The organism is Curtobacterium flaccumfaciens pv. betae (genome assembly GCF_026241855.1).
In the GTDB taxonomy this organism is placed as follows: Bacteria; Actinomycetota; Actinomycetes; order Actinomycetales; family Microbacteriaceae; genus Curtobacterium; species Curtobacterium flaccumfaciens.
The window spans coordinates 409,740-422,741 of sequence record NZ_JAPJDC010000001.1 but is presented as its reverse complement, the minus strand read 5'-3'; the positions used below and the strand labels follow the sequence as shown (position 1 = coordinate 422,741).

At 70.9% G+C, this 13,002-nt stretch carries 14 protein-coding genes; 4 read left to right on the top strand and 10 right to left on the bottom strand.

The window, feature by feature from the left end:
- The 3 genes from ORG17_RS02135 to ORG17_RS02125 all read right to left on the bottom strand — a co-directional run bounded on the left by ORG17_RS02135 (position 1) and on the right by ORG17_RS02125 (position 2,114).
- Positions 1 to 492 (bottom strand): VTT domain-containing protein, encoded by a 492-nt coding sequence (locus tag ORG17_RS02135; protein WP_027464919.1) that lies wholly within the window; start codon positions 490 to 492, stop codon positions 1 to 3.
- Between the two features lie 70 nt (positions 493 to 562).
- A complete protein-coding gene (locus ORG17_RS02130) occupies positions 563 to 1,594 on the bottom strand; it encodes a YihY/virulence factor BrkB family protein (RefSeq protein WP_214527519.1) in 1,032 nt (343 codons plus the stop codon).
- A 4-nt stretch (positions 1,595 to 1,598) separates the two neighbouring features.
- Entirely contained in the window at positions 1,599 to 2,114 is a 516-nt protein-coding gene (locus ORG17_RS02125) for a hypothetical protein (RefSeq protein ID WP_110864933.1), read from the bottom strand.
- Between the two features lie 63 nt (positions 2,115 to 2,177).
- Between ORG17_RS02125 and ORG17_RS02120 the strand changes: the two genes are divergently transcribed.
- On the top strand, positions 2,178 to 2,918 hold the full coding sequence (locus tag ORG17_RS02120) for an MBL fold metallo-hydrolase (protein WP_111056720.1): 741 nt from the start codon (positions 2,178 to 2,180) through the stop codon (positions 2,916 to 2,918).
- A gap of 193 nt (positions 2,919 to 3,111) precedes the next feature.
- Here ORG17_RS02120 and ORG17_RS02115 read toward each other — a convergent pair whose 3' ends face one another.
- From ORG17_RS02115 to ORG17_RS02085, 7 genes are all read right to left on the bottom strand, one after another.
- Positions 3,112 to 4,155 (bottom strand): Gfo/Idh/MocA family protein, encoded by a 1,044-nt coding sequence (locus tag ORG17_RS02115; protein ID WP_214527518.1) that lies wholly within the window; start codon positions 4,153 to 4,155, stop codon positions 3,112 to 3,114.
- A 73-nt stretch (positions 4,156 to 4,228) separates the two neighbouring features.
- On the bottom strand, positions 4,229 to 5,155 hold the full coding sequence (locus tag ORG17_RS02110; protein ID WP_214527517.1) for a prenyltransferase: 927 nt from the start codon (positions 5,153 to 5,155) through the stop codon (positions 4,229 to 4,231).
- A complete protein-coding gene (locus ORG17_RS02105) occupies positions 5,152 to 5,568 on the bottom strand; it encodes a lycopene cyclase domain-containing protein (protein WP_214527516.1) in 417 nt (138 codons plus the stop codon). The genes ORG17_RS02110 and ORG17_RS02105 overlap by 4 nt, the downstream gene beginning before the upstream one ends.
- Positions 5,565 to 5,897, bottom strand: coding sequence for a lycopene cyclase domain-containing protein (locus ORG17_RS02100; protein WP_071246194.1), 333 nt, complete (start codon positions 5,895 to 5,897; stop codon positions 5,565 to 5,567). Before ORG17_RS02100 ends, ORG17_RS02105 begins: the two co-directional genes overlap by 4 nt.
- Positions 5,897 to 7,537 (bottom strand): phytoene desaturase family protein, encoded by a 1,641-nt coding sequence (crtI, locus tag ORG17_RS02095; protein WP_232536573.1) that lies wholly within the window; start codon positions 7,535 to 7,537, stop codon positions 5,897 to 5,899. Before crtI ends, ORG17_RS02100 begins: the two co-directional genes overlap by 1 nt.
- Positions 7,534 to 8,472, bottom strand: a complete 939-nt coding sequence (locus ORG17_RS02090) for a phytoene/squalene synthase family protein (RefSeq protein WP_214527515.1) — start codon at positions 8,470 to 8,472, stop codon at positions 7,534 to 7,536. Before ORG17_RS02090 ends, crtI begins: the two co-directional genes overlap by 4 nt.
- Entirely contained in the window at positions 8,469 to 9,527 is a 1,059-nt protein-coding gene (locus tag ORG17_RS02085; protein ID WP_071246198.1) for a polyprenyl synthetase family protein, read from the bottom strand. Before ORG17_RS02085 ends, ORG17_RS02090 begins: the two co-directional genes overlap by 4 nt.
- Before the next feature lie 21 nt (positions 9,528 to 9,548).
- Between ORG17_RS02085 and idi the strand changes: the two genes are divergently transcribed.
- The 3 genes from idi (at position 9,549) to ORG17_RS02070 (ending at position 12,524) form a co-directional block, all read left to right on the top strand.
- Positions 9,549 to 10,091 (top strand): isopentenyl-diphosphate Delta-isomerase, encoded by a 543-nt coding sequence (gene idi / locus ORG17_RS02080; protein ID WP_071246200.1) that lies wholly within the window; start codon positions 9,549 to 9,551, stop codon positions 10,089 to 10,091.
- A 246-nt stretch (positions 10,092 to 10,337) separates the two neighbouring features.
- On the top strand, positions 10,338 to 11,387 hold the full coding sequence (locus ORG17_RS02075; RefSeq protein WP_301630777.1) for a magnesium and cobalt transport protein CorA: 1,050 nt from the start codon (positions 10,338 to 10,340) through the stop codon (positions 11,385 to 11,387).
- Positions 11,388 to 11,504: 117 nt separating this feature from the next.
- Positions 11,505 to 12,524, top strand: a complete 1,020-nt coding sequence (locus ORG17_RS02070) for a LacI family DNA-binding transcriptional regulator (protein ID WP_214524312.1) — start codon at positions 11,505 to 11,507, stop codon at positions 12,522 to 12,524.
- Positions 12,525 to 13,002: the final 478 nt, after the last annotated feature.

Sequence of the window (13,002 nt, the reverse complement as noted above, 5' to 3'; positions counted from 1 at the left end):
CTACGGAAGCCGGGCCGGGCCTCCTGTGCGGTCGCGACGACGACGCAGGACCGTCAGCGCGACGCCGGCGACGACCACCAGACCCACGAGCGCCGCGATGCCCCACGGCGAGCCGGCGAGGGCCGCGACGACCGCCCAGAACACGGCGAGCCCGACCGTCGCGTACAGGAACGCCCAGGCCACGCATCCCGGAACCATCGCGATCGTGTACCGCCACCAGGCGACCCGCGCCAGCCCCGCTGCGGCGTTCATCACCGTCTGCAGGCCGACCACGACGAAGCTCACCGTCACGACGGGCAACCCCCAGCGATCGAGCAGCGCAGAACCGCGACGGACCGCCGGCGAGCGCAGCCATCCGCCCCACCGCGATCGGGACGCACCCGTGACCGCGAGCCGCGCGACCCAGTACGTGGCCTGCGCACGGCAGAACACGATCACGAAGAGCGCGAGGACGAGCCACCGGAACGGGAGCCCCTCGAGGAAGGACGGCACGCTCGCACCGTAGCGTCCCGACCCGGAGAGCGCCCGTCAGCGCACCCGGTGCCGGTCAGACGAACGACACTCAGTCGTTGTCGACGCCCTGGCGGATGCGGATGCCCTCGAGCACGTCCTGCGCCCGCTTCTCGTCCTGCTTCTCGATCTGGCGGGTGTCGCGCTCGGGGAGCTGGATGTCCTCCTCTGCTCGGATGCCGGCCTGCAGCTCGCGACCCCGCTCGATCTCGGCGTCGAACTCGGCACCGAAGAACAGGGCGTTGTTCGTGATCCAGATCCACAGCAGGAACACGATGACCCCACCCAGGGAGCCGTACGTGGCGTTGTAGTTCGAGAAGTTCCCGACGTAGAACCCGAAGCCGACACTGGCGATGATCCAGATGAGGAGCGCCAGGATCGAGCCCCCGCTGACCCAGGTGAACTTCGGCTGCTTGACGTTCGGCGACCAGTAGTAGAGCACCGCGACGACGATGATCGCGATGACGAGCAGGATCGGCCACTGCACGATCGACAGGACGGTGACGGCCACGTCGCCGAGGCCGATGACGTCGCCGAAGCTGCGGGCGAGCGGAGCGCTCACCAGGACCAGCAGACCGATCACGAGCAGGACGACCGTGGTGACGGTCACGCCGAGCATGGTCGGGCGGAGCTTCCAGATCGGGCGGCCCTCGCGGACGTTGTAGATCCGGTTCATCGCACGGCCGAACGCGCCCACGTAGCCGGAGGCCGACCAGAGGGCACCGACGACACCGACGATGAACGTGATCGGGGCGGCGGGCGAGCGGACGAGTCCCTCGAGCGGCTCCTTGATCAGGTCCACGACCTGGTCCGACCCGATGTTGCCGATGATCTGCAGCATGGTCTTGATCGTGTTGTCGGCCTGCCCGACCAGGCCGAGCAGCGACACGACCGCCAGCAGCCCGGGGAACAGCGCGAGCACCGAGTAGTACGTCAGGCTCGCCGCCAGGTCGGTGCACTGGTCGCTCGTGAACTCGCGCAGCGTCTTCTTCAGCGTGTAGACGAGCGTCGGCTTCTTGAGGTCGGTGGGGTTGTCGGGTTTCCGGGCGTCGTCCGGGTCCGGCTTGTGCTCTTCGTGCGCCATGTGACTACCCTCTCGCCTTCACGGCCTGCTTCGACCGCTTGACCGCCTGCTTGCGGTTCTTGTTCGCCCGTCGCTGCACCGCCGCGATGCCGACCTGCTGCTTCACGCGGGCGCGGTGCGCCGGGTCCTGCTCGAGGGCTTCCTCGGCCGCCTTGGCCCGCGCCTTCCGTCCCTTGCGGCCTGCCTGCGCCTGCTCCTTCGCCGAGGGGGCGTCGCCACGCGCACCGAACGGCAGCAGCGCGGTGAACGCCGAGTTCGCCGGCGGCTGGGCCAGGTGCCCGGCGGGGCGGTTCCGCAACGCGATGCCGAGGACGATCGCCGCGACACCGGTCAGTCCGGTGATGCCCATCGCCACCAGGGGTGTGGGGTCGCGGTGCCACCGCTGCTTCGTCTTCGCGACGGCGAGCCGCGTCCGGGCGGGCAGGTCCGCACGTCGCTTCAGCTCCGTCACGGTGTCCGTGATGCCCTCACGGGTGCGCACGTTGGCGAGTTCGAGCTCGGGCAGACTGTCCTTGGCCATTCCCCATTTCGTACACGTCCCACCCGGGATCGTGCCCAGCAGGCCGCGTCTACCGTGCCGCACATGCTCTTCCGGGACGCCGCCGAGGGGATCCACCGCCTCGAGATCGCACACACCAACACGTACCTCGTCGAGACCGGCGATCGGTTGCTCGTCGTCGACGCGGGGTTGCCCGCCGCATGGCCGCACCTGCAGCTCGCCGTGCACGACCTGGGCTACACGCCCGACCAGGTCGAGGGGCTCCTGCTCACGCACGGGCACTTCGACCACGTCGGCACCGCCGCACGGATGCACCGCGACTGGGGCACACCCGTGTTCGTCCACCCGGGCGATCGGCACCTCGCCGCGCACCCGTACTCGTACCGGCCGCAGACGAACCGGTTCGGGTTCGTCGCGCTCCACCCGGGCGGTCTGCGCCCCCTGGGCCGGATGCTGCTGGCCGGTGCGGTCACGGTCGACGGCATCGCGGACACCGAACCGCTGGAAAGCCGCGCCGACGTGCCGGGCAACCCGTGGATCATCGAGACCCCGGGGCACACCGACGGCCACGTGGCGCTGCACTTCGCCGACCGCGACGCCGTGATCGCCGGGGACGCGCTCGTCACCTTCGACCCGTACACGGGCGGGATCGGACCCCGGATCGTGGCCCCCGCCGCGACCTCCGACGTCGACACGGCGGTCGCGTCGCTCGACCGGCTCGCGGACACCGAGGCGAAGCACGTGCTGCCCGGCCACGGGCCGGGCTGGTCGCTCGGTGTACGGCGGGCCGTCGCGCAGGCGCGGCGAGTGGCCGGAGCCGCCTGACGCGGCGACCAGCTCGCGAGTCCACGCGCTCAGCGACACCTCACGGGCGCTCCGACGCGTGGACTGTCGGCGGGCGCGAAACGTCGCCGTAGGGGCGTGCGCGAAACGTCGCCGACGCGGTGGACGCGACCAGAGCCGGCCTGGAGGCGCGGTGCGGTCCCGCCCCGCGCCTCCAGGCCGTGGGTGGTCGCGGTCAGGACGGGACGACGACGTCCTCGGGCAGACCGGACGCCGCGGAGCGGCCGGCGGCCTCCATCAGTGCAAGGCTCCGCAGGTTGTCGCGCCCGCTCGTCTCGGGGGCGGGGCCGCCCTGCACCGATCGGGCGAACGCCTGCAGCCCACCCTGGCGGTCGGTGTGCGCGAGCACGGGGAGCTCGACCGGCTCGGCGACGTCGTCCTGCGTACGGCGGACGGTGACCCGGTCGCCATCGACCGCGTTCGGCTCACCGTCGCGGCTCGTGAACCAGAGTTCGCCGTCCTCGCCCTCGATGCTCCACTCGCCGGCCCAGGCGGTGCGCGGGCCACGGCTCAGCCAGCTGCCGCGGTAGTTGACGACCGTGCCGCCGTCGAGCTCGATGATCATCGAGGCGACCGCTTCGTCCTGGTACTTGCTGTAGGAGGGGTAGCTCGCCTTGGCGAAGACGCGGACCGCCTCTTGCCCGGTGATCATCCGGAGCAGGTCGAAGTGGTGGATCGCCATGTCGTTGATCATCGCGTGCGGGAACCGGTAGTGCGGGTACGTCTCGGCGGGCTGGTCGTTGTCCCACTGCCGGAAGTCGACGTTGATCGCGGAGACCTCGCCGACCACGTCCGCCTCGAGCATCTCCTGCACCACCCGCGGTGCCGGGTACCAGCGGTAGTTCTGGCTGACCTGCAGCACCAGGCCGAGCTCCTCGGCGCGACGGACCGCGGTGACGGCCTCGTCGGTGGTGTTGGCGAACGGCTTCTCGACCAGGACGTGCTTGCCGGCGTCGAGGGCCTCGAGCGCGAGGGGCACGTGCGTCACGGCGGGGGCGGTGATGACGACGGCGTCCGCCTCGACCGCGGCGAGCGCCTCGGTCAGGGACCCGAACGCCGCCGAGGCCGGGAGCCCGAGGTCGGTTCGCACGGCCTCGAGCGTCGGCGCCGACGGGTCGACGATCCCGACCACCTGCACTTCCGACACCTCTGGGATGGCGGTGCGGGCCCAGTTGCCGCCCCACCCTCCGAGACCGACGTGGATGATCCGGACGCTCATGCGTGCACTCCTTCGTGGCTGCCGTCGTGGCTGGTGACGCACCACGGACGCCGCGGTGCGTGCGTCCAGTCTGTCAGTGCGTGAACGCGTACGCGATGAGCGCCATCGTCACGATGAAGCCCGCCAGGTAGTTGATCCAGAGGAACCGCTTCCACCCGGCGTTCGCGGCCTCGGCACCCTGGTCCGTGATGTTCCACCACGGCAGCACGTTGAGCGCGTACGGCACGACGACGACCGCGGCGATCGGGCCCGGGAACGCCGAGAACAGCAGCGCGACCCCGGCGACCAGGTAGGCGGCGAAGGCCAGGCGGACGGTGGCCCGTGCACCGATCACGGTCGCGACGGAGCCGATGCCGCCGGCGCGGTCGGCCAGGACGTCCTGCACGGCACCGAACGCGTGCGAGGCCACGCCCCACAGGAAGAACGCGATGCAGACGGCGACGAGTTCCCCGGTCCAGTGCGGGCCGGCCAGGGCGAGGCCGTAGATCGCCGGTGAGACGAAGTGGGTGCTCGACGTGAGCGAGTCGAGGAACGGCTTCTCCTTGAACCGCAGGCCCGGGGCCGAGTACGCGATCACCGCGAACACGCTGATCGCCAGGACGAGCCACGACCACGGCCCGTTGCCGCTGACCGCACCGAGCACCACGAGCGCGACGAGGAAGGGGACGTTCGTGACGACGACGGCCCACAGCGTGGTGCGGTGGACGCTCTTGTCGAGCAGGGCGCCCTCGACACCGCCCTTGCGCGGGTTGCGGAGGTCGGACTCGTAGTCGAAGACGTCGTTGATGCCGTACATCGCCAGGTTGTAGGGCACCAGGAAGTACACGACGCCGACCAGGAACGCGACGAGCGAGAACCCGCCGCCACCATCGACGCCGACCCCGCTGCCGAGCAGGTACGCGGCGCCGAACGGGTAGGCGGTGTTCACCCAGCTGATCGGGCGCGACGACACGAACAGGGCACGCAGGGTCGACGGCCTGGAGGCGGTGCTGGCGTTCACTTCATGTCCTCTGCTGGTGCTGGGGTCGGGTCGGGCGCGGGGCGCGCGCCGGTCCGGTCGCGTGCGCTCGTCCGGTCGAACAGGACCCACAGGCTGGGCAGCAGCACGATGGCGGACATCGCGTAGGCGAGGTCCTCGACCGGGATCGCACCGATCTTCGCACCGCTGATGAGCGAGGGGTCGTAGGCGACGATCCGCAGCGTGACGATGACGTTGTCGAACACCATCGTCATCACGAGCAGCGCGATGCCGGCGATGACGGACGTGCGCACCGCGACCCGGCGCCCAAGGGCCGGCCGTCGACCCGCCGCACGGGCCCGGCGGGCGGCGACGACGCCGGCGGTCACGGCCACGACGGCCGTGACTCCGAAGAACGGCAGGGCCAGGAGCGCGTAGGCCCCGGTGCCGTTCACGCACGCCGCCGATCGGTCGCGCGCTGCACCAGGGGCCGGACGAAGCCGACCAGGTCCATCGTCGAGTAGCAGAGCAGCAGCAGGAAGAAGAGCTCCTCGAGCGGGACCTCGGGCGCCAGGAGCACCCCGGTGAGCAGGTTCTGCGGCCCGATGAAGAAGATGCCGGCAGCGACACCGGCGACGTCCCACACCATGAAGAACGCGACACCGACGAGCATCACGGCAGCCGCCCGCCACGGTGCCCGCCAGAAGAACAACCGGAAGCGGGCGTCCAGCACGGTCATGCCGACCAGGGACACCACCAGGCCGGCGAGGTAGACCCCGGGCATCAGGCGGTCTCGGTCCGGTCCCGCTGAGCCCCGAGGGGCGTCGGCAGCGGCTCGGTGCTCCGGTCGCCGTGGATGCGCTTGAGCAGGACCTCGGCGCTGATCAGGCACATCGGCAGACCGATGCCCGGGATCGTCGAAGCGCCGACGTAGTACAGCCCCTCGACCTTCTTCGACGCGTTCTTCTCGCGGAAGAACGCACTCTGCTTCAGGGTGTGCGCCGGGCCGAGCATCGAGCCGTTCCAGGCGTTCAGGTCGTCGGCGAAGTCGCGCGGTCCGATCGTGCGTCGGACCCGGATGCGGTCGCGCAGGTCCGGCACCCCGGCGCGCTCGGCCAGCACGTCGATGGCACGGTCCGCGATCTGCTCGACCTGGTAGTCACCGGCACCGTCGATGCCGCCCTTGCCGATCGACAGGTCGGCGGGCAGGGGCACCAGGATGAACAGGTTGCTGGTGCCGGGTGGGGAGACGCTCGGGTCGGTCTCGGAGGGGGCGCAGACGTAGATCGAGGCGGGGTCCGGCACGTGCCGGTCGTCCCCGAAGATAGCGCCGAAGTTCGCCTTCCAGTCCGCGGTGAACACCAGGGTGTGGTGCAGCAGGCCCGGCGTCGGACCGTCGATGCCGAGGTACACGAGCACCGCGCTCGGGCCCGGGTCGCGCTTCTTCCAGTGGTCGGCGCCGTGGGTGCGGTGCTCGCGGTCGAGCAGCTGCATCTCGGTGTGCTGCATGTCGGCAGCGCTGACCACGAGGTCGGCGGGGGCCGTGTGCTGCACGCCGTCGCGGTCGCGGTGGACGACCCCGGTGGCGACGCCGTCCTCGACGACGATCCGTTCGACCTTCGCACCGGCGATGATCTTCGCGCCCTCGGCCCGGGCGACCCGCTCGACGGCGGAGATCACCTCGGTGATGCCGCCCTTCGGGTAGAGCACGCCGTCGGCGAGGTCGAGGTGGCTCATCAGGTGGTACATGCTCGGTGCCGCGTACGGGCTCGTGCCGAGGAACACCGCCGGGTAGCCGAGGATCTGCCACAGGCGACGGTCGCGCACCGCGGTCTCGGCGAACGTGGAGAGCGGCTCGAGCAGCAGGCGCGCGAGCTTGGGCAGGCGACGCAGGACGTCGGGTGCGGCGAGCTTCGTGAGGTCCTGGAAGCTCGTGTAGAGGAACCGGCGCACTGCCATCGTGTAGGTGTCCTCGGCCGACGCGAGGTACTTCCGCATCCGCTCGCCGGCACCGGGCTCGATGGACTCGAACAGCGCGATGTTGGCCTCGGCGTCGGCCCGCAGGTCGATCGGCTCGTCGTGGCCCTCGCTGTAGACGCGGTAACCGGGGTCGAGCTTCACCAGGTCGAGTTCGGCCTCGGCCGACGTCCCGAGCAGCTGGAAGAAGTGGTCGAAGACCTCGGGCATGAGGTACCACGACGGCCCGGTGTCGAACCGGAACCCGTCCTGCTCCCACGAACCGGCACGGCCGCCGAGCTGCGTGCGCTGCTCGAGCACCGTCACCGAGAAGCCGTCGCGTGCGAGCAGCGCGGCGGCCGCCAGGCCGCTGATGCCGCCGCCGATGACGACGGCGCGGCGTGCGGGCACCTTGCGCCGGGTGGTGGTGGCGACCGTCGTCGGTCGGGAGGCGCGGGGCGGGGTCATGAGGAGCCTCCCGGCCGGTGGGTGGTGACGCGCGACCGGAGCGGTGCGCGTCCGGCGAGGACCTGCGCCGCGAGGCGCACCTTCACCGGGTTGGGGACGCGCACGCGCGTCGTGACGAGGCGGCTCGCCGGCGTGCGCGCGAGTCGGTCGTTGAGTTCCTGGAACAGCGCGTGTGCGAGTGCGACCGCGTTGCGGGCGTCGGCCGGCAGCAGCCGGATCGTCCGTGCGGCGTGGTCGAGGTCGGCCTGCACGTCGGCGACCAGGCGGTCCTTCGTGGCCTCGTCGAAGGACCGGATGTCGACGCCCGGGAAGTACGAGCGACCGAGCACCTCGAAGTCGGCGTGCAGGTCACGCAGGAAGTTCACCTTCTGGAACGCGGCGCCGAGCGCACGCGCCCCGGCGACGAGTTCGGCCTGGTCGAACGTCGGACGACCGGCCCGGTACACGAACGCGCGGAGGCACATCAGGCCGACGACCTCGGCGGAGCCGTACACGTACGCGTCGAACGAGGCGTCGTCGTGCTCGGTGCGGTCGAGGTCCATGCGCATCGAGGCGAAGAACGGGGCGGTGAGCTCGGCGCCGAAGCCGGTGGCGCGGGCGGTCCGAGCGAAGGCGTGGACGACCGGGTTCACCGAGAAGCCGAGCGCGATGGCCCGTTCGGTGTCGGCCTCGAGCTCGTCGAGCACCGTGCGGGCGAGCTCGCGGTCGAGCCCGGCCTCGGTCGCGGGGCCGTCGACGACCTCGTCGGCGACGCGGACCAGCGCGTAGACGTTCCGGATGTGCTCGCGGGTGTCGCGGCCGAGCATCCGGCTCGCCAGGCCGAACGACGTGGAGTACCGGTCGATGACGACACCCGACGCGGCCTCGGCCGTGGCGTCGTAGAGCTGGAGGCGAGCCGGACGGGATCCGGTCGCCGTGGTGGTGCTGTGGGTCACCGGGCGCGCTCCACGAGTTCGGTCACGAGGGCCTCCAGGCGGTCGGCGAGGTCGTACGGCAGCCGGGCGAGCTCGGCCCGGGCGAGTGCGGTGTGGTCGGCGACGCGTTCTTCCGCGGCGCCGCGCGCACCGCAGGAGACCAGGGTCGCACGGACCTCGTCCGCACGGGCCTCGGTCAGGTCCGGGTCGCCGAGGTACGGCTCGAGGTCCGGCCAGCAGTCCGTGGTCGCCGCGTAGGCGATGAGCATCGTGCGCTTGCCCTCGCGCAGGTCGCCCAGCACGGTCTTGCCGGTCATGGTCTCGTCGCCGAAGACCCCGAGCAGGTCGTCGACGATCTGGTACGCGATGCCGATCTCGCGACCGAAGGCACCGAGGGCGGTGACGATCTCCTCGTCGGCGCCGGCCAGCACGGCCCCGGACTGCAGCGGAGCCTCGAACGAGTACACGCTCGTCTTCGCCCGCTCCATCGCCAGGACCTCGTCCACCGTCGGCATCACGCCGAGTGCCAGGTCGACGTCGGTCATCTCACCGGCAGCGCTCGCGAACACGGCCTCGTCGAACAGTTCGAGCAGTCGCTCGCGCCGGGTGCCGTCGACGCCCGCGGCCTCGATGAAGCGGGGTGCCCCGGCGAGCGCCAGGTCACCGGCGATCACGGCGGCGCTCATCCCCCGGTGCTCGGCGGTCGGCAGCGGTAGGCCACCCGTCGTCCCGTTGTCGCGGAACGACCCGGCGACGTTCGGCTGCCCGCGGCGCGACCAGTCGCGGTCGATGACGTCGTCGTGCACCACGAGTGCGGTGTGCAGGAGTTCGTACGCCGCTGCGACGTTGGCGGCGGCGTGCGCGTCGGTGCCGCCCATTCCGGCGTACGCGGTCATGACCATGCGGGGCCGGAAGCGCTTGCCGCCCATGCTTGCCTTGCGGAGCACGCGCCACAGTTCTTCCGACGGTCGGCCGTAGCGCTCGGCGCGCGCCGACGACACGGCGAAGAAGCGCTCGAGGCAGTCGTCGACGAGCGCGAGGTCGATGTGCGGCACGGTGGTCGCTTCCTCGCTCATTGGCCTAACCTATCGACACAGATGAACGCTTTCCCTGAATCCGTGGTGCTCCTGGCCGACGACCGTACCCCGATCGGCACGGCGGACAAGTTCACGGTGCACACAGCCCACACGCCCCTGCACCTGGCGTTCTCGTGCCACGTCCGGAACACCGACGGTGACGTCCTGGTGACCCGACGAGCACTGTCGAAGAAGACCTGGCCGGGGGTGTGGACGAACACCTTCTGCGGCCACCCCGGTCCGGACGAGTCCTTCGAGGACGCGATCGCCCGTCGGGCCTCCCGCGAGCTCGGCATCACCGTGCGCGACGTCGAGGTCGTGCTGCCGGAGTTCCGGTACCGCGCGGTCGACGCCTCGGGCATCGTGGAGAACGAGGTCTGCCCCGTCTTCCGCGCCGTGACCGACGACACCCCGGCGCCCGCGGACGACGAGGTCGCCGAGTGGGCATGGGTGTCCGAGGACTCTCTCAGGCAGGCCGTCGCCGGCGCGCCGTTCGCCTGGAGCCCGTGGCTCGGGTGGCAGCTCGCCGAGCTGGAGACCGCTGGGCTGCACGTCACGCGCTGACGCTCCTGCGCCTGCCGCGACGGGTTGTCGGACCCGCGCCGCAGGCGTACGCTCGACCGTCGGCAGCGCTCCGGGCGCCGCCAGGACGAGACGAGAAGGGCAGGTGAGGCGCGATGTCGGGTGACCATCCTCGATCGGGCCGGCCGCCCGTGTCGGTCGTCGCGCCCGCTCGCTGACCCTGCCCCGTCCCGGGTCACCTCCGGGGCGCCATCGCGCCCGGCTGCTCCCCACCGAAGGAGCACGCACATGGCATTGATCGACAACGCGATCTACGTCCGGGGACGCCGCGTGGAGTCTCCGTCGACCCTGTCGCGACCGGCTCGTGGCGACCTGACGTGGATCGGGCTGCTCCGGCCCGACCCGCACGAGCTCGAGGCCGTCGCCACCGAGTTCGACCTGCACGAGAACGCCGTCGAGGACGCCCGCAAGGGACACCAGCGCGCCAAGCTCGAGCGCTACGGCGACACCCTGTTCCTGGTGCTCCGGCCGGCCTGGTTCGACCCGTCCGAGGGCACCGTGGAGTTCGGCGAGGTGCACCTGTTCGTCGGCGACCACTTCGTCGTGAGCGTCCGGCACGCCGCCCGACCCGACCTGGCGGTGCTGCGGGCGCAGGTCGAGGCGGACCCGGAGTTCCTGGCGAAGGGGTCGGAGGCGGTGACCGCCGCTGTGCTCAACGAGGTCGTGGACGGCTACGGCCCCGTCGTCCAGGTGCTGCAGGAGCAGATCGACGCCGTCGAGGACCAGCTGTTCGCCGGGCAGGTCGACCCCGGGGTCTCGAAGCGCATCTACCAGCTACTCAGCGAGGTCCTGGCGTTCCAGCGCGCCACCACCCCGGTGCCGGCGATGGTCACGGGGCTGCTCCGCGGCGCCGACAAGTACGGCGTGGACGACGACGTGCAGCACCGACTCCGCAATGTGCACGACCACGCGCTCCGCGTCACCGAGCGCGTCGACTCGTTCCGCGCCCTGCTCGAGAACGCCCTGACCCTGCACGCCACCCTGGTGTCGCAGGAGCAGAACGAGGCGATGCGCCGGATGACCAGCGCGAGCCTGGCCCAGGGTGAGGAGAGCCGGCAACTCGCCCGGGCAGCACACCGCCAGGGCGAGGAGGTGAAGAAGATCTCGTCGTGGGCGGCGATCCTGTTCGCACCGGGCCTGATCGCCGGTGTGTACGGGATGAACTTCGACCACATGCCCGAGCTGCACTGGCACTACGGGTACCCGGTCGCGATCCTCGGCATGCTCCTGCTGATGGGCGTGCTCTGGGCGATCTTCCGCAAGCGCAACTGGCTCTGAGTGGACGGCGGATCGACGCACAGGTGGCGTCGATCCGCCGGACGTGCATAATGATCTGGCCCGGAATGTGAACGTGCACATCGATGTGCCACGACGCCCGGGCGGAAACGAGCAGCAATGGCGTCATCGCGGACACAGCAACCGCGTTCGCCCAGCATCCGTGACGTCGCACGGATCGCGGGCGTCTCGCACCAGACCGTCTCGCGGGTGCTGAACAACTCGGATGCGATCCGGGCCGAGACACGCGACAAGGTCCTGGCGGCCATGGAGCAGCTGCAGTACCGGCCGAACCGGGCCGCACGCGCCCTGGTCACGAGCCGGACCCACACGATCGGCGTCCTGACGGCCCGCCGCGCCCACTACGGTCCCGCCGTGGCACTACAGGCGATCGAGGACGCCGCGATGCTCCGCGGCTACTCGGTCACGACGGCGAACATCGCCGAGGCGACCGACACCGCCGTGCGTGAGGGACTCGGGCACCTGCTCGACCTCGACGTCGAGGGCATCGTCGTCATCGCGCCCCAGCAGCGGGTCTTCGACCTGATCGCGGAGCTCGGCATCCGCACTCCCTACGTCACCATGCGCGCCAGCGTCGGCGAGGATCCGACGGCGCTGTGGGTGGACCAGATGGAGGGCGCACGACTCGCGACCGCGCATCTGCTCGACCTGGGGCACGAGTACGTCCGGCACATCGCCGGACCACAGGACTGGATCGAGGCCGACGCCCGCATGCAGGGGTTCCTGCGCGAGATGTCCGACCGCGACATGGCCGTCGCGCCACCGATCCTGGGCGACTGGACCGCCGACTTCGGCTACCACGCCGGCCGTGAGCTGCTGCGGTGGCGGGACTGCACCGCGATCTTCTGCTCGAACGACCAGATGGCGCTCGGGGTGATGCACGCGGCACGCTCGTACGGGCTCGACGTCCCGGGAGACCTGTCCGTGGTCGGCTACGACGACATCCCCGAGGCGAAGCACTTCTGGCCGCCGCTCACCACGGTGCAGGTCGACTTCGCCGAGCTCGGGCGTCGCTGCGTGGACCTGCTGCTGCCGAGTGAGGGCGAACTGCTCCGCCCGATCGACATCGTCCCGCAGCTGGTCGTGCGCGCCTCCACCAGCGCGCCGCGCACGCGCTGACGCACCTCGGGCCGCGCCACGCCCCGAGTACCTGCCAGGAACGGGCATACCTGCCACGAAGTTCCGACCAGGTACGCCCGAAGACACCAGGTACGCCCGGAACCACCAGGTACGCCCGGAACCACCCGGCCGCCCCGCAGTACTTGCCACGAACGGGCATACCTGCCAAGAAGTTCCGACCAGGTACGCCCGGAAGCACCAGCCACGCCCGGAACCGCACAGCCACGGCGCACCGGCGAGCGCGGCTCCGAACGCGACCACGAAGCGGACGGGAGGCCCGTGGCTGGCCCGCCACGGGCCTCCCGTCCGCGCATGCGGATTCGCGCAACGAAACGCCCGCCCCCGGGGCCCCTGGCCCCAACCCGGGGGACGTTCCCTCCGGATCACGCACGCCGTTACGAAAACGCGACCAATCCGAATTGACAGCCGCACCGAGGCTGTGCGTAAATTGCCTCCGTCCAGCCGATGTGACCGTTCA